This is a genomic window from Devosia sp. SL43, from assembly GCF_021729885.1.
In the GTDB taxonomy this organism is placed as follows: domain Bacteria; phylum Pseudomonadota; class Alphaproteobacteria; order Rhizobiales; family Devosiaceae; genus Devosia.
The window spans coordinates 846,379-872,336 of the sequence record NZ_CP063401.1; the positions used below are offsets into that span (position 1 = coordinate 846,379).

Annotated in this window: 22 protein-coding genes; 8 read left to right on the forward strand and 14 right to left on the reverse strand. The window is 60.8% G+C overall.

Annotated features, from left to right (window positions below; genetic code table 11):
- Positions 1-11 precede the first annotated feature (11 nt).
- Positions 12-2,285, forward strand: a complete 2,274-nt coding sequence (locus IM737_RS04240) for a hypothetical protein (RefSeq protein ID WP_236898584.1) — start codon at positions 12-14, stop codon at positions 2,283-2,285.
- Positions 2,286-2,561: 276 nt separating this feature from the next.
- On the opposite strand, the gene IM737_RS04245 is transcribed toward IM737_RS04240, so the two are convergent.
- The 4 genes from IM737_RS04245 to IM737_RS04260 form a co-directional block, all read right to left on the reverse strand.
- A complete protein-coding gene (locus IM737_RS04245; protein WP_236898585.1) occupies positions 2,562-3,692 on the reverse strand; it encodes a sugar ABC transporter substrate-binding protein in 1,131 nt (376 codons plus the stop codon).
- Between the two features lie 66 nt (positions 3,693-3,758).
- Complete coding sequence (locus tag IM737_RS04250) at positions 3,759-5,114, reverse strand: sensor histidine kinase (RefSeq protein ID WP_236898586.1); 1,356 nt, start codon at positions 5,112-5,114, stop codon at positions 3,759-3,761.
- Positions 5,115-5,431: 317 nt separating this feature from the next.
- Positions 5,432-8,260 (reverse strand): PAS domain-containing protein, encoded by a 2,829-nt coding sequence (locus tag IM737_RS04255; protein ID WP_236898588.1) that lies wholly within the window; start codon positions 8,258-8,260, stop codon positions 5,432-5,434.
- Positions 8,261-8,559: 299 nt separating this feature from the next.
- Positions 8,560-9,426, reverse strand: a complete 867-nt coding sequence (locus IM737_RS04260; protein WP_236898590.1) for an aminoglycoside phosphotransferase family protein — start codon at positions 9,424-9,426, stop codon at positions 8,560-8,562.
- A 422-nt stretch (positions 9,427-9,848) separates the two neighbouring features.
- Between IM737_RS04260 and IM737_RS04265 the strand changes: the two genes are divergently transcribed.
- Entirely contained in the window at positions 9,849-11,000 is a 1,152-nt protein-coding gene (locus tag IM737_RS04265; RefSeq protein WP_236898591.1) for a hypothetical protein, read from the forward strand.
- Between the two features lie 259 nt (positions 11,001-11,259).
- Here IM737_RS04265 and IM737_RS04270 read toward each other — a convergent pair whose 3' ends face one another.
- Both IM737_RS04270 and IM737_RS04275 read right to left on the reverse strand, forming a co-directional pair.
- Positions 11,260-12,492: a sensor domain-containing diguanylate cyclase gene (locus IM737_RS04270; RefSeq protein ID WP_236898593.1), complete on the reverse strand. Its 1,233-nt coding sequence runs from the start codon at positions 12,490-12,492 to the stop codon at positions 11,260-11,262.
- A gap of 385 nt (positions 12,493-12,877) precedes the next feature.
- Positions 12,878-13,693, reverse strand: a complete 816-nt coding sequence (locus IM737_RS04275) for a DUF1206 domain-containing protein (protein WP_236898595.1) — start codon at positions 13,691-13,693, stop codon at positions 12,878-12,880.
- 251 nt (positions 13,694-13,944) lie between these two features.
- Here IM737_RS04275 and IM737_RS04280 point away from each other — a divergent pair, with 251 nt between their 5' ends.
- Entirely contained in the window at positions 13,945-14,628 is a 684-nt protein-coding gene (locus tag IM737_RS04280; protein WP_236898597.1) for a DUF1236 domain-containing protein, read from the forward strand.
- A gap of 58 nt (positions 14,629-14,686) precedes the next feature.
- Here IM737_RS04280 and IM737_RS04285 read toward each other — a convergent pair whose 3' ends face one another.
- The gene (locus tag IM737_RS04285; RefSeq protein WP_236898599.1) at positions 14,687-14,881 is read right to left on the reverse strand and encodes a hypothetical protein; all 195 of its coding nucleotides are present in this window, start codon (positions 14,879-14,881) and stop codon (positions 14,687-14,689) included.
- 225 nt (positions 14,882-15,106) lie between these two features.
- Positions 15,107-15,358, reverse strand: a complete 252-nt coding sequence (locus tag IM737_RS04290; RefSeq protein ID WP_236898601.1) for a DUF6894 family protein — start codon at positions 15,356-15,358, stop codon at positions 15,107-15,109.
- 320 nt (positions 15,359-15,678) lie between these two features.
- On the opposite strand from IM737_RS04290, the gene IM737_RS04295 reads away from it, so the two are divergent.
- Positions 15,679-17,913 carry an AI-2E family transporter gene (locus IM737_RS04295; RefSeq protein WP_236898603.1) on the forward strand — a complete coding sequence of 745 codons (2,235 nt, stop codon included), beginning with the start codon at positions 15,679-15,681 and terminating at the stop codon, positions 17,911-17,913.
- 190 nt (positions 17,914-18,103) lie between these two features.
- Here IM737_RS04295 and IM737_RS04300 read toward each other — a convergent pair whose 3' ends face one another.
- Together IM737_RS04300 and IM737_RS04305 are read right to left on the reverse strand one after the other, a co-directional pair.
- The gene (locus IM737_RS04300; RefSeq protein ID WP_236898605.1) at positions 18,104-18,553 is read right to left on the reverse strand and encodes a YidB family protein; all 450 of its coding nucleotides are present in this window, start codon (positions 18,551-18,553) and stop codon (positions 18,104-18,106) included.
- Between the two features lie 42 nt (positions 18,554-18,595).
- The gene (locus tag IM737_RS04305; protein WP_236898608.1) at positions 18,596-18,853 is read right to left on the reverse strand and encodes a GlsB/YeaQ/YmgE family stress response membrane protein; all 258 of its coding nucleotides are present in this window, start codon (positions 18,851-18,853) and stop codon (positions 18,596-18,598) included.
- A 249-nt stretch (positions 18,854-19,102) separates the two neighbouring features.
- Between IM737_RS04305 and IM737_RS04310 the strand changes: the two genes are divergently transcribed.
- Positions 19,103-19,534, forward strand: coding sequence for a curlin (locus IM737_RS04310; RefSeq protein WP_236898610.1), 432 nt, complete (start codon positions 19,103-19,105; stop codon positions 19,532-19,534).
- A 353-nt stretch (positions 19,535-19,887) separates the two neighbouring features.
- Here IM737_RS04310 and IM737_RS04315 read toward each other — a convergent pair whose 3' ends face one another.
- Entirely contained in the window at positions 19,888-20,151 is a 264-nt protein-coding gene (locus IM737_RS04315) for a hypothetical protein (protein WP_236898613.1), read from the reverse strand.
- Positions 20,152-20,526: 375 nt separating this feature from the next.
- Between IM737_RS04315 and IM737_RS04320 the strand changes: the two genes are divergently transcribed.
- From IM737_RS04320 to IM737_RS04330, 3 genes are read left to right on the forward strand one after another with little or no spacing between them, the layout of a single operon-like run.
- Positions 20,527-20,787, forward strand: coding sequence for a PepSY domain-containing protein (locus IM737_RS04320; protein WP_236898615.1), 261 nt, complete (start codon positions 20,527-20,529; stop codon positions 20,785-20,787).
- Positions 20,788-20,789: 2 nt separating this feature from the next.
- Positions 20,790-21,452, forward strand: coding sequence for a response regulator transcription factor (locus IM737_RS04325; RefSeq protein WP_236898616.1), 663 nt, complete (start codon positions 20,790-20,792; stop codon positions 21,450-21,452).
- A gap of 23 nt (positions 21,453-21,475) precedes the next feature.
- Positions 21,476-22,813 (forward strand): sensor histidine kinase, encoded by a 1,338-nt coding sequence (locus IM737_RS04330; protein WP_236898618.1) that lies wholly within the window; start codon positions 21,476-21,478, stop codon positions 22,811-22,813.
- Between the two features lie 332 nt (positions 22,814-23,145).
- On the opposite strand, the gene IM737_RS04335 is transcribed toward IM737_RS04330, so the two are convergent.
- The 3 genes from IM737_RS04335 to IM737_RS04345 all read right to left on the reverse strand — a co-directional run bounded on the left by IM737_RS04335 (position 23,146) and on the right by IM737_RS04345 (position 25,500).
- Entirely contained in the window at positions 23,146-23,349 is a 204-nt protein-coding gene (locus IM737_RS04335; RefSeq protein ID WP_236898620.1) for a hypothetical protein, read from the reverse strand.
- 154 nt (positions 23,350-23,503) lie between these two features.
- On the reverse strand, positions 23,504-24,985 hold the full coding sequence (locus IM737_RS04340) for a DUF6600 domain-containing protein (protein ID WP_236898623.1): 1,482 nt from the start codon (positions 24,983-24,985) through the stop codon (positions 23,504-23,506).
- Positions 24,986-25,053: 68 nt separating this feature from the next.
- On the reverse strand, positions 25,054-25,500 hold the full coding sequence (locus IM737_RS04345) for a DUF1236 domain-containing protein (protein ID WP_236898624.1): 447 nt from the start codon (positions 25,498-25,500) through the stop codon (positions 25,054-25,056).
- Positions 25,501-25,958 lie beyond the last annotated feature (458 nt).

Genomic DNA, 25,958 nt, shown 5'->3' on the forward strand with positions numbered 1-25,958 from the left:
TGACCCCGAGAATGATCTCCGATTTCTGCAGCCTTCGCCTGACGAAAGTCCTCGAGGAAAGCGAACGGTTCGCGGTGTGCAGGTACCTCACCGATCTCCTAGAGTTACTCGCCTTCCCGCCATATCGCGGCCGATGGATCGACTGGGCGCAGGTGGCCATCGCCGCCGGGGTCGAGAAAGAAAGGCTCCAGATTGCCCGTCATCACCTCCAGCCGGTCTTTGACGCCGTATCGCGTGCAATTGCCATGCAGGACGTCGGTCCGCCTCTTCGGACACCACGGGAGAATATCTTAAGGGCAGAGACCTCCAAAGCGCGATCGGGACGGCGCGCCCTGCCCCCAGCCGCCGCAGACAAGCCGGCGCAACGGAAGCGGGGCCCGAAGCCGAAGGTCATTGTTGAATTCCCAGAGCCGCTGTGGACCGAATGGGAGGAGCCGGAGACCCTCTCCGAGGCCCTGATCCTGCACATGCAGCGCCACGGCGACACGGTCCGGCATCTGTTCCTAGCATTGGACGCAAACGGCAACGCCAGCGACCAACGAACCCTGATGAAGTGGTGCACCGGCCAATTGATGCCGCGCACGGTTCAGAGCCTGGCCGTCCTGGCAAAGATCGAACGCCGCTATAGACTGCCCGTGGGCTACTTCAAATCAAAGATACCGAACCGAGGGCGGGCGACATACGGCCATGGTCTCGAGGGAGTTTCCGCACATGAGCGGCGGCGCCTGGCGTGGCATCTGCCCGACGACTTCCTCAGCCTATCGAAAGGGGAGCAAGAAGAAATCCTGAACTGGGTGCGCCGCGTCATCATCACCGGATCGACGGATTACCGCCGCTACCAGGCCGAAGCCATGAAGCAGAAATATGCCGTGCGATTTACCGCCTTTCTCGGGCGTAAGCGCAAGGCGGTCATCGCCAACGACAATCTGGATATCAACCTCGACGACCTGGATGCCGAACTGGAGTCTACGGTGGTAGATGCGCCGGCGGCGCTGGATCGGGAAATGAACGAGCTCCTGCGCTTCAAGACGGCGACCCTGACCGCGTTCGGTTTCCAACGTAACGGCGTCTGGAACGAGGAGACGGCGTCGCAGAAGGTCGAGCACCTAAGCCTCATGTTTGGTTCGTTAGCCTCCGATCCCCGAAGCACGGTCAAGGGCTGCGGCGTCCCGTTGGATTGCTTGTGCTTCGGCATGTTGGTGTTCCCAGCCGTATGGGACTGGTACCTGCAATGGCGCGAGCGCAGGCGGGGATTCTACACCAAATGGGAAGTCGACATGCTCAGCGTTGTCCTGGGCTTGACTCGAGCCGACACGGGATGGATACGGCAGACGCCGGCTCTGGCCGATCGCATCAAACCTATCCCGGGCTTGATTTCCAACGATGATATCGACGCTGCACGCTCGGACTGGAACGCGGCATGCGAGAGCTTCCACAAGCATGCCCGGCACCGGATCAAGGAAATCCAGCGCGTCGCGCGCATCCACCGCGACCCCTTCGAGACAATTCTGCCGGTGCTCGAGTCCGATAGCCCGGTAGGAGAATACCGAAAGATCACCGAGGAGATCGTGCGCCTGATGCCGGACGAGCGTCGCTTTCCGCGCGCTACCGCTGAGGCCGTCAGGTCGTTTCTGCTGCTTCGCCTCGGCATGCACCTCGGGCTGCGTCAGAGGAACCTGCGCGAGCTCCTGGTATGCCCGCGTGGACGGATGCCGACATCGGAGCGTCACCTCGAGGACAAAAAGCGCGGCGAGCTGCGGTGGAGCGATCGCGAGCAAGGTTGGGAAGTATTGATACCCGCTGTCGCCTTCAAGAACTCGACCTCCTCCTTCTTCGGGTCGAAGCCTTTCCGGCTGGTGCTGTCTGACCTGGCCGGGCTCTACGACATGATAGAGGCGTACCTCGACCGGCACCGGGCCCGCCTGCTCGGCGAGGCCGTTGATCCCGGCACGTTCTTCGTGAAGTCGGTCAAGCGGACGAGCGCCGATGCGTCCTATAACCAGAACACGTTCTACGAAGCCTGGCGCTTGACTATCCAGCGCTATGGCATCTTCAATCCCTACACTCGGCGCGGCGCTATTCGGGGCTTGCTGCCGCATGGCCCGCACAATGTTCGCGATGTACTGGCGACCCACATCCTAAAGCAGACCGGTTCATATGAGCAGGCCAGCTACGCAATCCAAGACACGCCCGACATGGTCGCCAAGCACTACGGGCGCTTCTTGCCTCAGGATAAAGCTGCAATCGCGGCGAGAATCCTTAATCGGGTTTGGGAAGCGGCATGACGAGAGGCATCTGAAGAGAGCCGATGGTCGGCTACGCGCCCATTCCCGCCGTTCGGGCAGGCATTTCGATTTCCCAAAAGCGGTCGGTGTGGTTACCGTCTCGCCCGCGTCAAAAAAGGGGTGGAAAGGCGACTGTCCGCTTTCAGCTGTCAGGGCAGGAAAGCGGACGTTGCGTACCCCCACAATCCTGTCGTTGTGCCGAACCCGGCCAGCAGCCAAATGAGAGGAACTGACTGGTCAGGGTCGGTGGAAAACACCATGTCCAATATGTTCGGCCTAATTTTCGGACGACCAGGCGAAGTTCAGATAGCCCGCGCGGGTATCATAGCAGATGCTGCCATACATGCGCAGGTAACTGTCGCGACGCGTGATGTCGTTCCAGACCTGGGCCGGATCGGCGAGGTCGGCCTGGTACTGGGCGATATTGTCGGGGGTCAGCAGGGAGGGCAGCACGTCCATGGCCTGGGGCACCGATTTGCCGGAGAGCCAGTCGGCGGCGTACCGGCCCAACGCATAGCCGAAGATGGGCGAGGCGAGGCTGACCGTCGCTTTATAGGGGCTGTCGGGTGATTGGAGGGCCGCGACGGCGTCGGGCTCGCCATCGATGCCGCCGAGGAACTGGTCGGGGCGGACCTTGCCGGTTTCCACGAGTGCACGCAGCGCGCCGAGCACGACCGTATCGGCGCCCAGCACTACATCGACATCGGGCTGAGCAAGCAGGATCGTCTTCATGGTGGCGTAGCCACCTTCCTCGCTGACCGGAGTTGGCGAAATATCGGCCACAATGGTGACGCCGGGCAGATTGCCCAGCACGTCACGCATGGCCCGGAATCTTGGCGCGAGGAATTGCAGGCTGTCATGGGTCAGGAGCACCACCTTGGCCTGCCCGCCGAGCTCTTCTTCGACATAGCGCGCCGCTGCCTCTGCGAGCGTTTTGCCGGTGAGGTATTGCGGGGCATTGAGGATGGTCACGGCCGGGGGCGGCACTACCGCGCCAACGTAAGTACCCTGGGCGATGATTGCCTGTAGGCTCGGCGTGAGCGAGCGCGGATCAATGGGGGCCACGACGACGGCGCCGACGGCGTCGGCGCGCAAAGCTTCCACTTGCTCGATCATCAGGGCGGCATCATCGTTGGCGAGGACGTTGCTATAGGCAAGGCCGCTATCGGCGGCGGCACGGGAAAGACCGAAACCGACGCCTTCCATGAATTCGCGGCGATTGTCCTGCACGAAGGCAAGGGAATGCTGGAGGCCGGGCGGCGTGCTGCACAGCGTCTCGAGGGGAACGAACGGTGCAAGGGAGAACGGTTCGGTGATGCCAGGCGGCACATCGTCCTGCGCATGGGCGGCGGGCGCAAGCAGCCACGCTAGCGTGGTTAGCCCGGCGGCAATTTGCCTCGTCGTCATCCACACAGCAGACCATCCCTCAGTTGATCGACTGATAGCGGCGGATGGGGCTTATGCCAATTCAATTCATGCCGCGGCGAGCGGAAAGGCCAGTCGAGCAGAAAGGCCGGGGCTGCGATCAATATATTCGATATTGCCCCGCATCGAGGCCGCCATGGCCTTGACGATCCGGCTGCCCAGGCCCGTGCCCTTCGCCGAGCCGTCGCCGCGACCCACGCCGTCGTCTTCGACGGAGAGCAGCACGTTGCCTTCTTGCAGCCGACTCAGGGTCACCCGCACTTCCCCCGCCTGATCGGGATAGGCATATTTGGCGGCGTTCATGACCCATTCGGCGGCGATCACACCAAGATTGATGCTGGCATCAGTGCGCAGGGAGATCGGCTCCAGCCGGTAGCTGAGGGAGATGCGGCTATCGGCGCCGATAGTCGACTGGAACTGGTCGAGCACGCTGCGCAAATAGTCGTCCAGTGCCACCTCGGCCACATCTCCGGAGCTATAGAGCCGCTGGTGGACCAACGAGATAGCGCGGATACGCGACTGTGTTTCCGCCAGCACCGCCTTGGTGGCGGCGTCACCGATGGCGTTGGCCTGAAGGCCGACTAGCGAGGAGACCATAGCAAGGCTGTTAGCGACGCGGTGATTGACCTCGTGCACCAGCATTTCCGCCCTGTCCTTTGCGGCGCGCATTTCCTCGGTGCTCTTGGCTAGGTCAGCGGTGCGGCTGGCGACCTTGGTTTCAAGCTGAGTGTTGGCAGCAGTCAACGAGTCTCGGGCGCGAGCCAACTCGCCGGCATAACGCATGATGGTGATGAGCGCTGCGGCGGCCGAGGCGATGGCGACCAGGGCGCCGACGACCGAGACTAAGCGCTGCCATATCGTATTGTCGGTCTGCTCGGCCACCAGGCTGGCGAGGCGATTGTCGGCTGCAAGGCTCAAGCCGGTAATGTAGACGTTGGCCTCGTCCATCAGGGCCTTGCCACGGTTGGTGAGAACCAGGTCGAGGGCGGCATCGGTGTTCCGGGCCCGCGTCAGGCTAATGGTCTCGTCCATTTCGGCGAATTTGTCGGCAAGGATCTGCGACAGCCGTTCGGCGGCGGGGCCCATGTCAGGATAGGGCCTAAGCCGGGACGGCAGCGCCTCGACGCCGCGCAGGGCCGAAGCCTTGGCGAGATCGTAGGGAGCGAGATAAACCTCGTTCACTGTGAAAAGGTAGCCGCGCTGGCTGGATTCGGCGCGCTGCATCAGGGCACCCAGCTCGACCGCGGCAGTCTTGAGGTCGCGGGCCGCCAGGATTTCACCGGCAATTTCGCCCGAACGTTCCCCCAGCCAGAATGCAACGCCGACGATTGCCGCGAGCGCCAACAGGCCAACGGTGATGAACAGTATCTGCGATCGGACAAAGGCGCGCGCGGTTATAGGCATTTCACCGACCTTCATGCCAGATTACATTGGCCGGTGCCAAGGCAATCAGCGCCAAGCTACGATGTGGTCGATCCAGTTTCCGAAAGTTTGAGGAAGCGCCCACGCTCGCCGTTTCAAGAAGGCGAAAAATACCTGCCTATAAGGTCCGACTATACGGAACCGCACACCAAGATGGGTCGCAGGGTGTAAGGCAGTTTTGGGTGCCCCATTCCGGCTGTTCGACAGTCGTCGCAATTTCCCCAAGCGGACATCAGGTCGACCCAGCCAACGACCACTGATCGAGGCGGAGAAGCGCCAAATTGGTTTCCCGGTCTTCTTTAGGATTTGCCAGAGATCAGCTGCTTTACGCGACGCGCAAAGACCTCCATCTGGAACGGCTTGGTCAACACGTGCATGCCCGGGTCGAGATGTCCGTGGTTTAGAACGGCATTCTCGGCATAGCCGGTAATGAAGAGGACCTTCAGTTCTCGACGCGCTACACGTGCTGCATCTGCCAGTTGGCGACCGTTAATGCGGCCGGGGAGACCAACGTCGGTGACCAGCAGGTCAATGGACTGGTCGGAATTCAGAACCTTCAGCGCAGTTGCCCCTTCGCCTGCCTCGATGACATGATAGCCCAACTCTTCGAGTGCCTCGCCAGCGATCATTCTGACCAGCGGTTCGTCATCGACCAGTAGCACCGTTTCACCGGATTCGGCTCTCGAGGCTTCCCCGGCGGTCGTGTCAACGCCGTCTGCCACCACATCGCCCTCGTGACGTGGTAGGTAGATGCAGACCGTCGTCCCGCTCCCGAGTTCCGAGTAGATGCGAACGGCGCCGCCCGATTGTCCCGCAAAGCCGTAGACCATCGAAAGACCGAGGCCCGTACCTTGCCCGATCGGCTTGGTCGTGAAGAAAGGGTCGAAGGCCCTCTCGATCACTTCCGCCGACATCCCGATGCCGGTATCGCTGACGGACAGCGATATGTACTGCCCAGGCGCCATTGCATGCTGCACTGCCGTCCGCTCGTCCATCCATGTGTTGGACGTTTCGATGGTCAGCTTGCCCCCGTCGGGCATGGCATCGCGAGCATTTATGCAAAGATTGAGGAGAGCGCTCTCCAACTGCCCGGCATCGACGAATGTCGTCCACAGAGCGGCAGCACTCGCTGTATCGACGTGAATTTCCGGTCCAACACTGCGGTTGATCAGATCCAACATGCCGTTGACTAGGCTATTGACGTTGGTGGGCTTAGGCTCAAGCGTCTGCCGTCGCGAGAATGCGAGTAGCCTCTGAGTCAGTCCTGCCGCGCGCTTGGCCGCTCCAGCCGCTCCGGTTAGGTAGCGATCGATGTCGGATACACGACCTTGTGCCAGCCGTGTCGACATCATTTCGAGGCTGCCGCTTATGCCCGCGACGATGTTGTTGAAGTCATGCGCCAGACCGCCGGTGAGTTGCCCGACAGCCTCCATCTTCTGCGACTGGCGCAGTGCCTCTTGCGCCACGGCGAGTTCGCCTTCGCGCGCCTTCACGTCGCTAAGGTCTCGTCCCACCGCGATGAAGTTCTGACCGTCCGCCTCTGGAACGACCGTCCACTCGATCCACTTCCACTCCCCGTCGCTCGTGGAAATTCTGTTCTGAAAGCGCGTGGCCTGACCGGTTTCGCCCATCGTAGCGAGCGCGGTCAAAGTGGGCTCCATGTCCTCTTTGTGCATGAATGTGGCATAGGGTCGGCTGAGCAGTTCCGCTTCCTGCCAACCCAGTACGCGGGTCCAGCCAGGGCTCACGGCAGACATGGTGCCCTGGAGGTTGGCGCGGGCGAACATGTCCTGCGAAAGTGTCCAGACCTGATTGCGCTCAGCCGTTCGCTCGATGACACTGGCCTCGAGCGTCGCGTTCAGCTCCCGCAGTTGCTCTTCGGCCACCTTGCGTGCGGTGATGTCGTTGAAAAGAACCGCAACGCGGTTCGCTCCCAGGTTACCGGCGGAGAAGGCATGGACCTCGTACCAGCGGCCGTCACCGAGCACACCTGCAAAGTTCTCGAACCGGATCGCTTCGCCGGTCTGCGCGACACTGCCGTAAAGATCGAACCAGTGACGTTCCAGCCCAGGCGCGGCTTCACTCACCCACTTGCCTGCAGCATCCTCCAGGGCGGTCTGGCGAGCGAACGCTGGATTGATTTCTTCCAGCCGATAGTCGATGGCACGGTTGTCGGCGTCGAACTTCAATTCGATGATGCAGAAGCCGACATCAATGGCGTCGAACAGCGTACGGTATCGGCTTTCAGTGAGTTGGCGGGCCTTAATATCCCGTTCTCGTTCCAGGGCAGTGCGGGTCCTCTCCGCGACCTCCTTGATCAGCTCCAGCTCGTCGGCACGCCAATGGCGAACGTCTGCGTCATTTACGAAAAGCACCGCTACGAGCTTGCCACGCTCGAGCACCGGAACGTTGACAAATGAGCGTGCGCTCTTGCTCTCCAGCGCCTCAGCTGCCATCGACGTGCGCGGATCGAGGCGAACATCCTCAATGGCGACGAATTCGCCGCGGCGAAGGCTTTCGATGAATGAGCCATAGTTGAGCAGGGGAGTCGCGCCCGCCAGGGACACTATTCCCTGTTGCGCGAAGTCCTTGTCAACGAACAGCGTAGCGGCAGGATCATCGATGGTGCCATAACCGACGCGACTGACGTTGAGTGCCTTTCCCAACACCTCGGCCGCTTCGTATGGAAGATCATCAGCACTCTCGGCCAGGCGCAGGCGTTCGCTAAAATTGGCCAGAATGCGCCAGCGCTCTTCTGCCCTTCGCGCGTCCGTAGTGTCATATCCTCCGACGAAGATCCCCGTGATATTGCCCGCGTCATTCCGGATGGGGTTGTACAGGAAGTCGATGAATCGACTGCCATCGTCGCGGTCAAGCTCGATCGGCGTCGACCGTGCGGCATAGGGCGTGCCGGTTCTGTAGACCTCGTCCAGCAGCCCGAAAAAGCCTTGTCCCTCCAGCTCCGGAAACACTTCCTGGACCGTCCGACCGATAAAGTCTCTCCGCCCGGCTACGTCGCGATAGGCTTCATTCACATAAGTAAAGGTGTGACTAGGGCCATCAAGGATGGCCACAAACCCAGGCATGAAATCGAACACGGCTTGGCCGCCAGAGATAAAATTGTTCAAAGGCGCCCCCGCACAATTACCCGTTAAATCTATAAAGATGCCGGGCCCGTTTGGTTCCAGGGAAATGCCTCATGCGGACCGCTGACAATGAGTCTCACTCGGGCTTGAATGTAGCGGTCAATACAAGAGCGAAGCGCCGATGGCGCCGAAACGCGCCCATTTCAGTCGTCCAGCTCCTTCGGCGGTCTCCTCGAAGCTTCCCGCACCAAAGGGGTATGTAGACGGATCAAATGGGGTGGGTAGCGGACCGACCGGTTTTGGAACGCGACGGGCTAAACCGGCCACTTCACTACGACAAACTATAAATCAGCCAGATGCCGAGCCATCGCATCGAGGGACGGCCACGGTGCGCCCTTGCGTAGAGTGCGGATGAATTGATCGGCCCAACGTCGGCCGTCCGGGAACTGGTCGTCCGCGTCCCACCGCCACGCTGCGACCATCACCAGAACGAGAGCACGGCACTTCCCAAGCAACACCTGATCAACGTCAGGATAGTGCTCAATGACCGCTTCCGGAACGTGAGCTAGGTCGAACTCGATCGGCCCTCGGCAACATGTCTCAAGGTCGATGAACAGTGGCCCGAACTTTGTGCCTAGCACGTTGCCCGGGTGTGGCTCGCCGTGGAGCAACTGCTCCTTGGCACCGCAATCAACAATCGATGATTTGAGGCTCTTCAACATGCCGTTGAGAAACTCCCGGTCCGCATCTGGGAGTTCAGGTGTCTGGTGACGGCTCGCCAAAAGTCGCTGGGCTTCCGCAACTCGATCCGTGAAATGCGGCGTCGTGGTGTCGATCTTCCGCATGCCGATGTGGAGACGCCGTAGCGCGTCCCCGTAGTCGGCTGAGGCGATGGCTGGCGTGACTGACGCGTGGTAAGACCAGAACGTGACCGCGAAGCCGTCGCGCTCGTAGACGCGCGGCGGAACGCGAGGTTCGAGGGCAACTGCAGGGCTCTCTGTCTCAGCAAGCTGCCCGGCAAGCTCAATCTCGAACTGCGCAACTTGATGGGCCAGGGGGGCGATCCGGGCAAGCGAGTCGCAGGGCAGAAGGTGCACTGTGAGCTTGTTCGAGTTCTGGAGAACGACCGCGTCATCTACTTTCAGCCCAAGCGCTGAGGCGGTCGAAACGGCCGAGGCCACAGCACGGGAAACCTCAGTTGGCTGCATAGACAGGTTCCGTCCTACTTGCTCACAAGTGGGGTTACTACAGGAGAAAACGTCTCCCGTCGCCGCGTAAGCCCGTCTCCACAGGCAGATTGGGTTTGGTTTCCTGACACTCCGCTTTTGGGTTCGACATTTGAAGAGAGCAGACATCAGCGAGGCCGGCCGAAAGCCGCTGAGCTCGCGCGGGCCGTGCTCGCGCGCCACGCCCACATTTGTGTGCTGATCGTCTCGGCTACTCCGCCTTGGACGAGATCGCCCCCGACCTTCCCAGGTTGACCAAGCCCTTCCGCAACGACGGACTCGCGACTGCCTTGGGGGCGTCTACTTGGATTTCGATTATCCTCCGGTCGCCAGGTTTCCGCGGCCGAAAGCGGAACGTGAGAGGGCTACAAGCGTTGTGCGCCCGAACCCCGGGGGCAAACGTCATGTCTAGTCTGTCGCAGCGCCTACGCGAACCGCTCGTCCTCGCCATTCTCGTCATCGCCGTCGCCGGCTGGGTCGCCTTCCTGGCCATCTGGTTCAATTCATCCAGGCAGTCGGGAGAGTACCAACAGTCGATCAGCGCACTGACGACAGAGCGTGACGGCGCGGCGGCGAGCCTCGAGGAGCAGGTCGCGACGAACGGCGCGCTCGCCGAGACGCAGGCGAACCTCTCCAAGGCACGACAAGACCTGGCCGCCGCCATGGCATCCACCGAGAACGTCAATTCCGAGCTCGCCACGCGGCAGGAGGAATTGGTTACCGCGTTGACGGAGCTGGAAGCAAGCCGCGCCGAGGCGAACGCTGCACGACAGCTCCAAGCAGAGGCAGCTGCTGAGGCGGAAGTCCTTGCTGCGCGGCAGCAGGAGGTGACGCTCCAGTTGGAGACCGCCAACCAGCAACTGACCGACATCGGCGCCCGCCTGGAACAGGTGCGCAATGAGGAAGCAGAAGCGACCGCCCGATCCGCCCAGTTGGCAGAAGAGGCAGCCGTTGCGACAGCCAGCCTCGCCGACATCCAGTCACAGTTGCAGACCGCCCGTGTCGATCTCGCGGCCGTGCAGCAACAGACCGCGGACGTCACCGCCCAGAGCGAGACTGCCGGAGCAGACCTCCAGGCGCTGCAACAGCAGGTCACGGAGCTGGGCAGCCGCGGCGAGCAGCTCGCGCAGGAAGTAGCAGGCTACGAGCAACAACGCGACGAACTGCAGCCACAGGTGGAGGCATTGGCCGCGGCGGTGACCGCTCGCGGCGAGGAACTCACGGCACTGGAGGCAAGTATCGGCGACGCGTCGCAGGCGGCCGACGCCGCAGCCGCGACAGGCACCTTTATAGCGGGGGACGACAGTGCCGCACCCGGTCTTTCGCTTCTGCTGGGAGGCGACGGGCGTTTCACTCTCACCGGTGCCGATATGCGCGCTGTGGAGGGAAGCTACGTCCTGAGCGATACAGAACTAGTGTTGTCGGAGGCCACCGGTGCGATCGGGGCAGCGACGTTCCCGATGACCTGCCCAATCTCCCGGACAGGAACGACGCTGACGATCGGCGAGGCCGAGGGGTGTATGATCGCGGGCATCCGGTTCGACCGGAGACGATGACGGTCGGGCCGAGTTATCGCTCTTCCGAGGACCGCGGAAAGTCAAGGTATCGCTCCCGCGTGTCGAAAAAGATCGCTCCGTACATCCGCTGGATGGCGCTGGAGTTGGATTAAGTCCGGTCTCGCGCAGGGCCGCTTAAACAAAGGCTATGTCTGCCCGACTTATCGACGCCCAAATTGAGCAACTACTCGTTCCCTAGGGTTCCTATATCACCGCATAGGCTAACCCCGGGGCAGCCCGGTCAGGCGGGCCTGTGCCTTCAGCAGAACTGCACGTCGAGATGCCGATCCGTTTGCGACACCACGCGGCAAGCACGCTCCAAGCCGTCTGAGCGGATCGACAGGGTAAACTGGGCTGGGATGCCGAAAACGCCCAAAATGTCCATTCCAGCGCCCTCGTCAGAAATCCATCGCACGGTGCAGTTCACGACGGACGCGCTTCCATTGAAGACAATGCGACCGGCCTTAAGCACGCGGCGTGCGTTGGTGCGGATGGCCTCCGGTACGGGCTCGACAGCCATGACGCGGTTGCGGCCGTTCTGCTTAGCTAAGTAGAGTGCTGCATCAGCCTGCTCAAGCAGGGTGTCGATATCGGGTGCGGTTGAGCCAATCACCGACACGCCAAAGCTGGCGGTTACAGGGACGGTTTTGTCGCCGAAGGTGAACATTAGCCCCGAGATACTTTGCCGCAGCTTCTCCGCAACTTCGATGGCACTGGCACGATCAGTGAGCGGCAGCAGCACAGCGAATTCTTCACCACCAAGTCGGCCGATGAGGTCGCTTTGGCGCAGCAGGGTCACGCAGGCCTTGATCACATCGGTTAGCACCCGATCGCCGGCGGCATGGCCGAAGCGGTCGTTTACAGACTTAAAGTGGTCGAGATCGAAGGTGAGGCAGGCGAGCGCATGGTTGTGCCGGTTGGCCAGGGAGGCGGCACGGCTGCCCTCTTCCTTGAAGGCGCGACGCGAGAGGGCGCCAGTAAGAACATCGATGGTGGCGCGCTGGCGCAGTTCGAGTTCGCTCATGGTGATGAGCGCCAAATCCTCGAGGATTTTGAGTTCTCGGTCGGAAAAGTCTCGCGGCCGGGTATCGACTGCGCAAATGGTGCCGATCACATGGCCGTCGGGGCTGCGCAGCGGCACACCTGCGTAAAAGCGCACGCCACCCGCCAGAACATTGGGATTATCGGTAAAGCGTGGATCGCTTGTGGCGTCGGGAACCACCATCGGCACGCCTGAAACAAGCGGAAAGCGGCAGAAACTCTCCTCGCGTGCCACTTCAGTGGCACCGGCGCCGTCGGCCGATTTGTACCACTGGCGATGCCCGTCAATCATCGACACGATGCCCGTGCTGACGCCGAAAATGCTGCGGATCAACCGCGTCACCCGATCGAACGGCTCCTCGCGAGGAGAATCCAGCACATCGAAGCGCTGCAACGCAGCGAGCCGATCGCTTTCCCACTCGTCCCGATTGACAGAAACGACTGCCGACATATGCCTCTCCTAGTGGCAGCGAAGCCCAAGATGACGCAGGAAATATTTCCAAGTGGTTAAGTGCATTGCACGGCAAAGACTGCACTCTTTGGTCATAGCCAATGGCAAGTGGAACCTACGCATCCGGAGTAGTCCGGCTCTTTTTCACGCGCATAGCGTTATCTTTTAGGCAGTGCGGTGACTTGAAGGCGCGTGAACGGCTGACGGCGCGTTGGCGACCGACTACTTGGCCATGGGGTAACGACTCTGAGCAGCGCGCGACGGGCTCTGCATCCCGCATCAGGCGCATATCAACTCCGCGCTCCCTAGTTGAGCTTCGCTATGGAAGGACAGGCCGGGCGACGGCCTACCGTAGCGCCGCCCACGTCGCTGGGATAAATCGGGGCTATAAGCCGGCGGCGGCGCGGACGTCGCCCATATCGGGCGCCTCCACCTGCCGGTAGAGCCCCTCGATGACGCTATACACGCCGAAGGCGACGAGGCCCAGGGCAACCAGGCCGTAGAGAAAGGGACCGAACGGCAGGCTGTGCACGTAGTCGAGCGCCTCGGCCGTGCCGCCGGCATTTTCGGGACTAACGGTGAAGGCGGCGTAGAACAAGAAGCCGCCCACAATGGCGAAAACCACGCCGCGCGCAACAAGGCCGAAGGCGCAGACTGGGTCCATCCATTGCCTGTGTGCTGAGGGTAGCGACAGGCGCTTGCGATAGCCGTGCGATGCGCCATACCACGCCTGCACTCCGCCTGCGGCCAGCACACCGCAAGCGACCATGCTGAGGAGAAACGGGCCGAAGGGCTGCTGCAACAGCCAGGCGGACGCGGCCTCTTCGCCATCGCCACTTCCCCGGCCCATGCTGAGCGCCAGGCGGGCAGCGCTGAGCATGAGGAAGAGATTGGCACCGCCGCTGATCAGCTGTCCTGCCCTTGTGACGAAGCCCTGCAGGTCATCGTCCCGGTTGTCGGCATTGAGCAGTCCCTGTGCAAGTTTCCACAACACATAACCAAGAAGGCCAACGGCAACGAGGCCCAGCAGCACGCGTCCGAAGGGCAGGCCGAGCAGGCTCGACAGTGCGTCGGACGAGCCCTCGGCACCATTGCCCATGCCCCAGATGGCCGAAGCCAGCGCTAGCCCCCCGAGCGAGAGATAAACAACGCCGCGGGCGATGTAGCCTAATCGCGCCAGGGCCTCGAACTTATTGTGCATGGGGCTCTCCTGTATCGGGAGCGCAAACGGCAGAACACGCGCATGCGTTCCCGGCGGCGGCCGGCAGCTGACCGTCGCAGCTGGCCCAACCTGACAATTGGCTTACAGGCGCAATGGGCGGTTTATCATAACAAATACAACCACTTATGGAACGAACAAGGCGGAGAGGTAGTTTGCGCTCTTAGCTGAACAATCACAAAATCAAACTCAGCAGTCGTGCATCGCTATGTGATGCCGAACAGGAGAGCACCATGAATAAGCTTCTAACCTTCGTAACCGTTGCCGTCATGTCGACGTCGGCCATGGTGGGCGTAACTCTGGCTCAAAGTGCGTCGGCTACAGCCACCGCGGACCTCAATATCCGTTCTGGTCCAGGACCGCAGTATGGCTCTGTCGCTTTTATTGCTACGGGCGACTCCGCCGATGTGGAGGGGTGCTTGGAAGGCAGTAAGTGGTGCCGGGTTACCTATAACGGGGTCTCTGGGTGGGCATATTCGGACTATCTTACCGCAGATCTATCTGGCGAGGTGGTTGTACTCACCGACCGATATCCCGATGTGGGACTAGCGACCGTTACGTTCGACGACAGCAGTGACGCCGCTGCTGGCGGCGCGGTGACTGGTGCGACGGGTGGCGCTATCGTCGGAGCACTTGTCGGCGGACCTATCGGTGCGGTCGTTGGTGGGGCAATTGGCGCTGCGGGCGGCGCGACAACCGGGGCCATCATCGATCCGCCGGAAGTGGCCCGCACCTATGTAACCGCCAATCCAATCGATCCTGTATATCTGGATGGCGAGGTCGTGATTGGGGCAGGTGTCCCTGACACCGTCGTCCTGCAGGCCATTCCAGACTACGAGTACCAATATGTGTACATCAACGGGCAACCTGTTCTGGTTGATCCGCGTACGCGCCAAATCGTCTATATCGTTCGCTAATGCACTTGGGCCGGCCGGCTAATTTCGGTCGGCCCAATCGACTTGAACGGCGCTAGAACTACGGTTCCTTGGCCGCATATGCCGCCAACATCCGGTGACCCTGGCTGGTCAAATGCACCTTGGCTGGTGAGCCCATCACCAGCCTGTCAGCCAACAGCAGGCGTAACAATGGGCTGTCAGCGACCGGGCTCGGATTGTTGATCAGCTTGCGCATCAGCGCGACGATTTCAGGGGTAAGTTCTTCGAGCTCCATCCGTGTCGGATAGACCGAGTCTCACTCGCATAGTAGCCCTGAGCCCGACCTATCCACGCCGAGGTTGGCTCATGCCATCGAGCTTGGTGGGTTTTTGGTTCAATCTGAGAAGGTATTGCCGCCACGCTATGATGCCAATGACCTTATGGACACGCTGCCTATGGGTTACTTCTGGGACGCTTGGTGTATCTGGGTAGGGTCTATTCTGTGACCTTAGTGAAAATATTAAATTCCAAATTGAGGACTTGTTACTGCAGACTGAGTGGGTATTGACTTGAAGGGAACTGTTGCCACCAGAAGACGAGCGCCGTCTTCGATCTCAAAGCATCCTTCCGTGCGGCCTTCTCCCATTTCCATGGCAAGTTCCGCCGCGACGTGTGCCTGCTTGATTGCTGCGTTCAGCGAATCCAAGACCAAACCGTCAATGTCGAGGTGAAACCCCTCCGGCGTGCGGAGGTTGAAGAAGTATCGGGGCATTCTATTATCCCTGTTGGAGCCCGACAGTCTCCCCTGTCGCAGGCATAGAACAACAAGGAAGTTGCTTTCGTTCCGCCATTTGTGTTTAGGCCCGAACTAAGCCGATACGACTGGCACCTTGCCGATAAATTTACATCCAAATTTCATTCCCATCCCACTGTACCTGGACGGACGGCTGATTTCAGCTTCGCCCAACGCTTGTTTGAATCCGGTTGACTCCAGGTAGCGTCGGAACACTCACCATGGCGCCATCGTGTGGCTGGTACTTGTCGCGTCGGCGAACTTAACCTGATCCCTGTCCCCACCGCTGGTCCGGTAGTATGCAACTGGAACGCATTGAAGAGCGGGGCGTTGCGGCGCTAGGAGTATTCCATTTGTTAAATCCCCAGCTCGACGAGGCCACGACCAGTCCAAAGATATCGGTCTTCCAGGGCGTTGCCACCTTTGCGCTGATTGCGTCACTGCTCTATCTTGGCGCTGGGATACTTGTTCCTTTAGTTCTCGCCATATTGCTGGCTTTTGCCTTAACGCCTCTCGTAACCTCGCTTAACCGCCGAGTGCACTTGCCCGATCCACTGGCGGTCATTGTCGCAGTAGTACTCGCGCTCGCGGCTCTCGGATTCTTCGCCTATATCGCCGGTACCCAAATCGTCAATCTCACGCAGGAACTGCCGGGATACCGGCAGACCGTCTTGACCAAGGTCGCCAGTCTGCAGGCCCAGTTCGGCGAGAATACCCTCTTCGACCAGATCAACAGCGTCATTTCCAGCGTCGCCGAGCAGACCTCGGGCAATGATGCCGATGCTCCACGCCGGCCCGGCGAGCCCATTCCGGTGACCATTTCCAACCAGATCGGCCCAATTGGTATCATCGGCTCCGTACTTGGTTCGATCATTGGGCCGGTAGCGACAGTAGCCATCGTCGTAGTGTTCCTGATCTTTCTGCTCTTGGGGCGGGGCGATCTGCAGGAGAGATTTATCCGGTTGGTCAGCGGCGGCCGCTATTCCAAGACCAACATTGCCATTGCCGATGCCAGTCATCGGGTCGGGCGCTACCTGCTGATCCAGCTCGGCGTCAACGTGACCTACGCCGTCTTGTTCGGATTCGGCCTGTGGCTGATAGGGGTTCCCAGCGCGGTGCTCTGGGGACTGCTGATCATCCTCTTTCGCTACATTCCCTTCGTCGGCGCATTGATCATTGCAGTGGTGCCGTTCCTTCTCGCCTTTGCCGTTGATCCTGGCTGGAACATGCTGCTGTTGTCCGTCGGACTATTTCTGCTGCTCGACCTGACCACCGCCAATGTAATCGAGCCGCGCCTTTATGGATCGAGCACCGGCGTATCGGCCATCGCCATCCTGCTCTCAGCTATGTTTTGGGCCACGCTATGGGGGCCGGTCGGACTGATCCTCGCCACCCCGATGACGGTGTGTCTTGTGGTCATTGGGCGTCACCTACCGCAGTTCCAGTTTTTTGAGACTTTGCTGGGCAGCGAGCCGGTCCTCACCTACTCCGAGCGCCTGTACCAGCGAATGCTGAAGGGTGATGCCGAAGACGCCATCGACATTGCCGCGGACTATGTTGAGGACCACAGCACTGGCCGCTTCCTAAACGAGGTAATGATGCCTGCGCTTTCGCTGGCCAACAGCGAATTGTCGGACCGCCCCGAAGCCTTGCCCCAACGCCGCCAGTTGGTGCGCTCCTTCGAGGCAGTGATCAATGAGGTCGCCCCCATTCAATGGCCCGAACAGAGCAAACTGCTGCTGATCGGCGGCCGCACCGAAATCGACGAGTGCGCCGCAACGCTGGTGGCGCACCGGCTGGCCGAGGAAGAACTGCCCTGTCGGGTCCTTCCGCCTCTCGCTATTCGCCAGGAAGCCATCGGCCGCCTCGACTTAGATGGTGTAGAGATCATCGTGCTGGTGTTTATGGGCACCGACATCCGCGCTCAGGCACGTTATGTTGCACGCCGCCTGGGGCGCATGTCGCCGGATGTTCGCATTCTGGTCTGCGCGCTTAATGAAGCCAGTGGCGGGGAGACGCAGGAGACCCTGCATGTCGATGCCATTTTCCGTACTGTGGAGGATGTGGTGGAGGGCGTGCTGCTTCGTGACATGCGCGAGCAACAAGTTGATCGCGCTCGGGCGCACAAGGGTAAGCCGTTCGTCGGGGCGGGCCGCGGCGACGACGAACTGGGTCTAGCCATCCAACAGATCGCCGACGATTTCGACATCCCAGTCGCGGCAATAAACCTTTTGGCTGACGAGCGGCACCTTGAAGACGTGGACGCCTATAATCTCACAAGCATCGTGGCGGAGACCCGTCAGCCGCTGGTCGTGTTTTCGGATGCACCCCATCCGCTGGTCGGCGATAATGCGTATCTCCAGACCAACGGCATCGACCTCTATGCAGGCGTTCCATTGATCCTATCAGATGGAGAATGCGTGGGCGCGCTGGCGCTACTCGATCACGATCCGCGCACGTTCGCCGCTGAGGACGTGGCGCGCCTGGTTGCTGCAGCCGACGACCTGGTGCTTCGATTTGGGGGTGGGCGGTGATGGGTACTCCGTTGCACGCGCATTCTACTCCTTACCTCAGACGAGCTGACCAGCAAGCAGCAAGCTCCATCGCCAACATTACCTTCGCACCACTCCGGATCGCCAGAAGTGTCTCGATAAGGGCCGCATTGCCGGGCGCCAAACTAGCGGCAATGGGGCGCCCGTTCGCCCCATCGTTGCTTAGGCAGATTTAGGCGAAGCGTGATGCTTCGGCTTCCGTTGGAAGCCTTCCCTCCGGAGTCATCTGGTTGACCGCGTCAGGCAATGTGCTCGACAACCGGTCCAAGACTTCGGCCCTGCTCAACCCGGTCTTCTGTGTCAACTCGGCGATCGTATCCTCACCAAGTGTTGCCTCCAAGTCTGAGGCCTGCAGTGGCGCGTTGTCACCGGCCTTGACCCAACTGTCAGCCGTATCGCCCCGTCCGGATTGACGAAACCTGTCGACCAGATCGCCAAGACCGCCGCTCAAGATGCTGCCGGCGCTGCCGCCACCTAGCCCATTGAGCAGATCGCCGAGCCCACCCGCCCTGTGATTGGCGCCGTCTGAGCCGGCCTCGCTACCCAGTCCGTTGAGCAAGCCACCCAGTTTGTCGCGGTTCTGGTAGCCAGCAACGGCCAAGAGGCCTAGCAGCGCGACCATCGAAGGCATTCCTCTAGCCATTTTCGTGCTCCTTGCTCAAGATTATGTGCGACGGCGGCCAGCCACCATGCCCCAAACGAATAGCAAGATGATGGCGCCGACCACGGCACCGATTAGTCCCGCCCCTTCGCCTGGCGCATACCAGCCAAGGGCCTGCCCCAGATAGGAAGCGACGAATGCGCCGACGATGCCCAAAATAGTGGTCATGATGAAGCCGGACGGCTCGTGACTACCCGGCATTATGAACTTGGCGATGATGCCGGCGACGAAGCCAATTATGATTGTCCAGATGATACCCATAGCGATCTCCTAATACTGACAAGCAGCAACGTGCTCAGGGTGGCGACGTTCCGTCCGTTCGATGAGGCTTCAATAAGTGGAATACAGTCCGCGGCCAGCGATGGATCTGACGGCCAGATCTGCCGGCAACTCGGACCATGAACCGGTTCTGAATCTTCAGTTCAAGCGCGGTTACAACGCCCCAATTTACTTCTCGTGTCACAGGCAAGAAGCGCTCGGAGGGAGCGCAGCCAAACAGGAGATACCAAAATGAAACGCATGATCATCACCACCGCAATCGCCGCAGTTCTCGCAGTTTCCGCCTCGCCCGCTTTCGCCGCCGGCATCTTCGTCAATCAGTTCGGCTTCGGCAACCAGGCCGGTGGCCAGCAGATCGGCGCTGGTAATACCATCGGTATCGGCCAGAACGGCATCAACAACGGCGGTATCGTCCAGCAGTTCGGCAACGGCAACACCGGCGCCGTCGGCCAGGTCGGCGTCAACAACGGCGCTGACATCTGGCAGCAGGGCAACAACAATGCCGGTGGCGTTGGCCAGTTCGGCAGCAACCACACCGCAGTCCTGACCCAGGACGGCAATGGCAACGTCGCCGCCGGTGTCCAGGTCGGCAACAACTGCAATGCCAACGTGACCCAGGCTGGTTCGGGCAACGTGACAGCCTTTGTGCAGGCCTGCCCCTGATCGGTTCTGACGTGAATTGCTGATGGCCGGAAGGGAGGCCCCTTCCGGCTCGCCTGCTAGCGAGTTCGACTAAGCGACGCAGAGTGCCAGGCCTGCTGCGGGTTAGTGTGCGCTTTCTCGACTGGGTGAATGTCCGAGGCGCCGAGCTGCTATCATAGGTCAGCCGCGATCGACCGCTGTTGGGCGGCCGGCCCAAGCTTCGTTCCCGCCGTCGAGCGCTTAGGCCAGATTAGCCCACACATGCGAAATTGCCATGTGGCCCAACCATGCCAGAAGGCATAGCATCATGAGCATCCAAGCGATGGCGACCAGAACGGCTCGCTTGCGGGTCGGTGGGTGTGAAGACTGCATGCTCACGACTGCCGGTTTTGCGGGCGAGGCAGTCGCTGTTCAGCGTATCCAGCCCAGGTTCGGCTTCGGGAGTTGATCAGCAAATCGACCGAGTAGCTCTTCTCCGGATAGGAAATCGCGATGTCGGCCAGCACGTTTTGATCTGCTTCCAATTGGCGATAGAGCAAATCGCTGTCGTCATTTGAAAAGCCGGCAACGGCCATCGTCCAGGTCTTGAGCATCGACCGGTACGTCCTGAGAAAATCTTCGGCTTCTTGAGCGGTCATGGGCGGTAGATGGCCTCAGGGAAATTCCGGCATCGACAACGCGGGGGCGCGATGTTGTCGATGCCGGCAACGTACTGACGATCAAGAGCGGCATGGGATCTCGGACGCCAACGGACATGAAGCTAGCAAACTTCCGGTGATGGAACCGTGACCGTCCCTGTCAGCGTTTTGTCAGGCTTAGAGGCCTACAGAAGAGGGACCATGAATCGAAGATCCGTTTTCGCTGTGCTTTTGTGTTGCACTGTGTCCGTGCCTATCCACGCTTGGGCACAGGGGAATGGCAACGGAAACGGCGGAAACAACGGAAACGGAAACGGAAACGGCGGAAACAACGGGAACGCGAACAACGGCAACGCTAATGGGAACACCACCGGCTTGACCGAGAAGGGTGCGCCCGCCGGCCGATCTGCCGAACTCTCCGACAATGACGCTGTCGCTGCGGTGGAGGCCGGCAAAGCTGTAGCTCTGGAAACCATTTTGCCGGATCTTCGAAGCCGAACTGGTGGAGAGATGATCGAGGCAAAACTGCTGCAGATGCAGGGCTTTCTGCTCTACGCAGTTACAGTTCTCACGCCCGAGGGCCAGGTGGTCACCGAATACTATTATGCCCGCTCCGGGCTACATGTGGATCGATAACCATGCGCGTTCTGGTGGCCGAAGACGATGACAGAATTGCTGAGACCCTTACGACATCCCTTGAGAAGGCTGGTTTTCTCGTCGAGCGGGAGCGCGATGGCGAAGTCGCCTGGTATCGTGGCGACAGCGAATCCTACGACGTCATCATTCTCGACCTCGGGCTGCCACAAATGGACGGCCTTACTGTTCTCAAGCGCTGGCGCAATGCTGGCCGTCTGACTCCCGTATTGATCCTCACCGCGCGCGGCCAATGGGAAGAGCGGGTCGACGGCATCGAAGCCGGTGCTGACGACTATGTGGTCAAGCCTTTCCACGTCCAAGAAATTGTGGCGCGCCTTAGGGCGCTAGTGCGGCGCGCCAACGGACTGGCATCCTCGCGGATCGCTTTCGGCAGATACCTCCTCGACCTGCGGACCATGGAAGTCACCGCAGACGGGGTACCGATGGATTTGACCCCTCAGGAGTTCAAACTGATATCCTACCTGGTCCACCGTCGCGGCCAGGTTATATCGCAGCTTGAGATCACCGAGCACATTTATAATCAGGATTACGAACGTGACTCCAATGCGGTGGAGGTTCTGGTGGCCCGCGTCCGTAAGCGTCTCGGCGCCGACGTGATCAAGACCCGCCGCGGCTTCGGCTACGCATTGGGTGACGGATATTAATGCTCCACTCCCTCCGATGGCGCATGATGGGGCTGGCCGTCATCTGGGTGGTGGCGTCGTTGGTCGCGGCTGGCATCGCGTTGCACTATCTCTTCGGCATCAATATCGAGCGTTCGACCCGTGAGGAAATGGAAGCGGCACTGACGCGGCTCGCGGCCGTGATCGTGTCGTCCGCAGATGGACCAAGCCTTAGTGCGCCGCTGCCTGATCCGCGCTACTCTACTCCGTTCGGTGGCCGCTATTGGCAGATTGAGGCATTGAACACTGGCGTTACCCTACGATCGCGCTCGCTATGGGACTTCGTCGTTGACGCATCGACAGCCGGCGACGGCCTCTACAATGGTTCGGGCCCGGATGACCGGCAACTTATAGTTCTGACCCGTAAGTTGGAGGTCGCGTCTGAGGCTGGGCCCCAAGAATACCTTGTAACCGTAGCTCAGGACCACGGGCCCATTCAGGCCGCGACCCGGGGGTTCGCCAGCGATCTCACCCAGGTACTCGCAGTCCTAGGGATAGTCGTCGTGCTGGCCGCATGGCTGCAGATCAAGCTCGGACTGTCACCCATTTCGCGGCTTCGAGAAGCCATCGAGGGCGTCCGACGCGGAGATCGCGCCCGATTGGAAGGAAGATTTCCGACCGAACTGCAGCCGCTGGTGCAGGAGGTGAACGGCCTGTTGGACGGTCGCGAGGCCATGATGGAGCGCGCCCGGGCCCGCGCGGCGGATCTGGCCCACGGCCTAAAGACACCACTTGCGGCAGTGCATGGCATCGCTGAGCGTCTGCGGGACAAGGGGAATGACGCGGATGCCGACCTGTTGCAGGACCTCAGTTTCGAAATGTCCGAGCGCGTTGACTACCAGATGCGGCTGGCGGCCCTGCGTGTCCGCACCACTGCGCATTCGATGCGTTCTTCGCTCAATACGGCGGTGATCCGAACCCTCACCGTCCTCAAGAAAACCGGTCGTGGTGAGAGTCTGCATTGGGTGGCAGACCTGGCAGAGGACTGCTGGGTGGATGTCCATCGGCAGGACCTGATGGAACTGGTTGGCATCACCCTGGAAAATGCCGCCAAATGGGCATCCAGCCGGGTCATCGTGCGCAGTATGAACGGCGGCGACCATGTGGTTCTGGAAATCTGTGATGATGGCCCCGGGGTACCCGTCGAGCAGTTGCAATCGCTTGGCAAGCGCGGTGTCCGACTGGACCAGTCCCTCCCGGGATCGGGTCTGGGTCTCGCCATCGCGGCCGAAATTCTCGACCTAAACCGGGGCAGCATGGCCTTGAGCGATGCGCAGGTTGGCGGACTCGTCGTTACAATCCGACTGCCACTTTCCACTTCCGAGCCGCCACTGCTGAGCTAAGTGCCGGCATCCGAATGGACGTCTAGTCCCGCCATCGACTTTGCGGCGTCGGCGCCGTTTTGCGTGCTGGCAATGAGCCCGGCCGCGGCCGCGCAGGATACCAATAGGAGTGTACCGAACATCAACAGTGTGAGCATTTCTCGACCCTCAAGTTGGGTTGGGTAGATCGGGGGCTGCGGCCGCTAGGACGGCCTCGGACGCCGGTTGTTGGCTCGCCATTGCGTCCTGATCCATACGCGGCGTAAGGACCAGGACAGCCAATGTGACGGCAGCCAGGGTCTGCGCAATGACCGCTCGCCTGCGACGCCGAACTTGCGCCAGCGTCATGACTCTTACTCGGTGACAGTGACGTTCGGCAGATCGACATTGACCGAGTCGCCGTTGCTGGAGATGCCGCCGTTGACCAGCCACAGGATCAGCAGGACAGCGAAAACGATGGCGATTATCGCGCCGATGATGCCGAACGGGCTACCGCCGCCAACAACGACGGTTTCACTGGGCGTGCGCTCGATAATGGTTTCGCGTTCGATGGGCATAATTGCCTCCTTGTCTGTGTCGAACCAGAAACGCCCGACCTTACCGTTCGTTCCTATAAGTGATTGATATTAAATATGAAAAACGCCTGACAATCCTGTCAGGCGCTTGTAAGGTTCTCCGGCCACAGAGGGCGGCCGAGGCCGCCCTCCAATCTTATGGCTGCGCTGGAGCCGCAGGCAGAACCGGGCATTTGCCATCCACCATCGTCTCCGGCGGACAAGCGGGCTCATTGGCTTCTGCTGCCGGTGCCGGAGCGGGCTCGGCCTCCGGCGCGGCGGCATCAGGCGCAGGAGCCGCGTCCGGTGCAGCCTCTTCGGCAGGTGCGGTCTCAGGGGCTGGCGCCTCCTCGACGTCAGGAGCGGGAGCTGGTGCCGGCTCTGCGGCAGGCTCGGCCTCGGTCGCAGGCAACTCGGCCTCAGGCTGTGCTTCTGTCTCCCCCTGAATCGGCGGACACTTTCCATCCACCATGGTCTCTGGCGGGCACAGAGGCTCCTCGGGCTCGGTCGCAGGAGCAGGTTCCTCGTCGGCGGTGGCGGAAGGTTGCTCCTCTGACGGTGCAGGCGTAGCAGCGGGTTCGCTGCCCTCGGCAGGCGCTGGTGCTTCGGCACTCGGCGTCACCGGCTCGGCGGCCGGCTGGTCGGTAGCAGGTTGCTCGGCCGGCGGCTCGTCAGCGGCAGGCGCCTCCGGACTGGCCGTATCCGCTGGTGCGGCGGCATCCGGCGCTAGCGGGGCCACTGCGTTGCCGCCATCCTCGTCCGGAAGATCAGCCGTAGCACCGGCGGTGCCGCCTTCGGTCTCGATCGTGGCGGCCGCGTCAGCTTCCTCGACCGGTTCGGGTGGCGACACATCCCCGGCCGGCTCGGCGATGTCCTGGTCGAAGACAACAACTGCCTGCGCGTCGACATCCACCGACTGCTGAGCAGGGTCAGCTGCAGGCGCCGTCTGGTAGACGATGACCTGCTGGTTGATCGTCTGTTCGATATAGGTGACGTCGATGACGTTGTTGACGACCACGTCTCCCTCCACCACGACCGGCCCGAGGAATTCGGTTTGGACATAGTAGTCGGGTTGCTGGCTGCCGATCACGATGGTGACGGACAGGTCCGGCTCGACGAAACGTTCGGTCGGGACGAAGACCCAGTAGCCCTCCGGCAACTCGCGCCGCGAAACTTGCACCGAAACAGCGTAACCGTCGCCTTCCGGCGGCAGCGGCGCCCAGCCGACGACGCTGTCGCTGCGGCGCCAGCTCACCCATGCGGGGGCCCACTTAGTGCCGGGAACCCAGCACCAACCAAGGGTCCGGTCGGCGAACCAGCGGCCATAATGATAGGTCGCCCAGGCGAAGGGTTCATCTGAGGCGAAGTACCAGCCACGGTCCTCCAGGTAGAGCCAGCGCCCCCGCGTGTAGGGCCGCCAAGCAGCGTCGACGCCTGTGGGACAGAAGACATAGCCGTACCGGGCCTGGCGCACCCAGACGCCATGCGGCTCAAGCTGGTCGAAGAAAAGCTGAAAGCTGACGCTAGCGGATTGCGCCTGCACGGCCGCGGCGCCAAAGGGCATTCCTGGCGACAAAGCGGCGACGGGAACACAAAGTGCAACAAGCGCGACGCTTGCGAGAAGTCGGGACTTGGACATGGATATCCTCATTCATGATGGCGCCCCCCGGCAAAAGCGCGGCCGCCCGAAGGCGGCCGCCCATGAGATCAGTTCGCCTCGGCGGCGACGACAACGCCCGGCGAGTAGACGACAGTGCGATCGCTGAGGTTGACGAAATAGACGCGATCGTTGGTGTAGAAGTAGCCGTAGGTCGGATCGTCCGGGATAGGATGGACTTCGATCTCGACGGGGACAGCAAAGCCGACATCGACACTGCCGTCGATCACTACCGGCTCGGTGGGGTTCAGGCGGACATAGTCGACTGAGGACGCTTCCACGCCGGCCGTAGCACCAATGGTGGCACCGGTGAAACCACCGATAACCGCGCCAATAGGGCCAAAAATGATACCGCCGATAACGGCGCCGGTTGCGCCGCCAGCGGCGCCGCCGACGACAGCCCCTGCATCGGCATCGGCATCAGCCGATTGTGCATAGGTTACAGCAGGCGCGCCCAAAATTGCTACGGCTGCGACGCTCATGAGAAACTTCTTCATTTTCGTTCTCCTTACTCAAAAACGAGACAGTGCGGAGAATGGTGCGCGACGAACATCGTTCCCAGGAATTGCTGATTTTTACTGTATTAAAACTTGCTTTCACCCTCTGTAAGCCAATCGTCATTTATCAATATTCTATAATCAAGTATTCCAAGGTGGATTTAGTTATTATTCTTCGAGCGTGCCGCAATCTGTACAAAATGTAACCAAATTTGTTAGCCTGTGCGGTCACCGTCTGCTCAGTTGCAGAGTGGACAGTTGATCGCGTGCGCGGAGAAGTCAGCTATCAAGCCCACGGCTCGTGGTCGTCGCTAGCTCCTAGCGTCGTTACGCATCGTTGCCGTTGCAGCTTAAGCAGCGTCAAGTGCGGCGGTTGTGGCGGAGGCCAGCACCGCTCATGGCGAATGGCAGCTTTTGGGAGGCCAAGCTCCCTCTCCAAATGGCCGGAATGGGGTCGG

Excerpts from the sequence above, each read along its gene's own strand:
- IM737_RS04240 (WP_236898584.1), top strand. The coding sequence starts at position 12 with ATGATCTCCGATTTCTGCAGCCTTCGCCTGACGAAAGTCCTCGAGGAA.
- IM737_RS04245 (WP_236898585.1), bottom strand. The coding sequence starts at position 3,692 with ATGACGACGAGGCAAATTGCCGCCGGGCTAACCACGCTAGCGTGGCTG.
- IM737_RS04250 (WP_236898586.1), bottom strand. The coding sequence starts at position 5,114 with ATGCCTATAACCGCGCGCGCCTTTGTCCGATCGCAGATACTGTTCATC.
- IM737_RS04260 (WP_236898590.1), bottom strand. The coding sequence starts at position 9,426 with ATGCAGCCAACTGAGGTTTCCCGTGCTGTGGCCTCGGCCGTTTCGACC.
- IM737_RS04265 (WP_236898591.1), top strand. The coding sequence starts at position 9,849 with ATGTCTAGTCTGTCGCAGCGCCTACGCGAACCGCTCGTCCTCGCCATT.
- IM737_RS04270 (WP_236898593.1), bottom strand. The coding sequence starts at position 12,492 with ATGTCGGCAGTCGTTTCTGTCAATCGGGACGAGTGGGAAAGCGATCGG.
- IM737_RS04275 (WP_236898595.1), bottom strand. The coding sequence starts at position 13,693 with ATGCACAATAAGTTCGAGGCCCTGGCGCGATTAGGCTACATCGCCCGC.
- IM737_RS04280 (WP_236898597.1), top strand. The coding sequence starts at position 13,945 with ATGAATAAGCTTCTAACCTTCGTAACCGTTGCCGTCATGTCGACGTCG.
- IM737_RS04285 (WP_236898599.1), bottom strand. The coding sequence starts at position 14,881 with ATGGAGCTCGAAGAACTTACCCCTGAAATCGTCGCGCTGATGCGCAAG.
- IM737_RS04290 (WP_236898601.1), bottom strand. The coding sequence starts at position 15,358 with ATGCCCCGATACTTCTTCAACCTCCGCACGCCGGAGGGGTTTCACCTC.
- IM737_RS04295 (WP_236898603.1), top strand. The coding sequence starts at position 15,679 with ATGCAACTGGAACGCATTGAAGAGCGGGGCGTTGCGGCGCTAGGAGTA.
- IM737_RS04300 (WP_236898605.1), bottom strand. The coding sequence starts at position 18,553 with ATGGTCGCGCTGCTAGGCCTCTTGGCCGTTGCTGGCTACCAGAACCGC.
- IM737_RS04305 (WP_236898608.1), bottom strand. The coding sequence starts at position 18,853 with ATGGGTATCATCTGGACAATCATAATTGGCTTCGTCGCCGGCATCATC.
- IM737_RS04310 (WP_236898610.1), top strand. The coding sequence starts at position 19,103 with ATGAAACGCATGATCATCACCACCGCAATCGCCGCAGTTCTCGCAGTT.
- IM737_RS04315 (WP_236898613.1), bottom strand. The coding sequence starts at position 20,151 with ATGACCGCTCAAGAAGCCGAAGATTTTCTCAGGACGTACCGGTCGATG.
- IM737_RS04325 (WP_236898616.1), top strand. The coding sequence starts at position 20,790 with ATGCGCGTTCTGGTGGCCGAAGACGATGACAGAATTGCTGAGACCCTT.
- IM737_RS04330 (WP_236898618.1), top strand. The coding sequence starts at position 21,476 with ATGATGGGGCTGGCCGTCATCTGGGTGGTGGCGTCGTTGGTCGCGGCT.
- IM737_RS04335 (WP_236898620.1), bottom strand. The coding sequence starts at position 23,349 with ATGCCCATCGAACGCGAAACCATTATCGAGCGCACGCCCAGTGAAACC.
- IM737_RS04340 (WP_236898623.1), bottom strand. The coding sequence starts at position 24,985 with ATGTCCAAGTCCCGACTTCTCGCAAGCGTCGCGCTTGTTGCACTTTGT.
- IM737_RS04345 (WP_236898624.1), bottom strand. The coding sequence starts at position 25,500 with ATGAAGAAGTTTCTCATGAGCGTCGCAGCCGTAGCAATTTTGGGCGCG.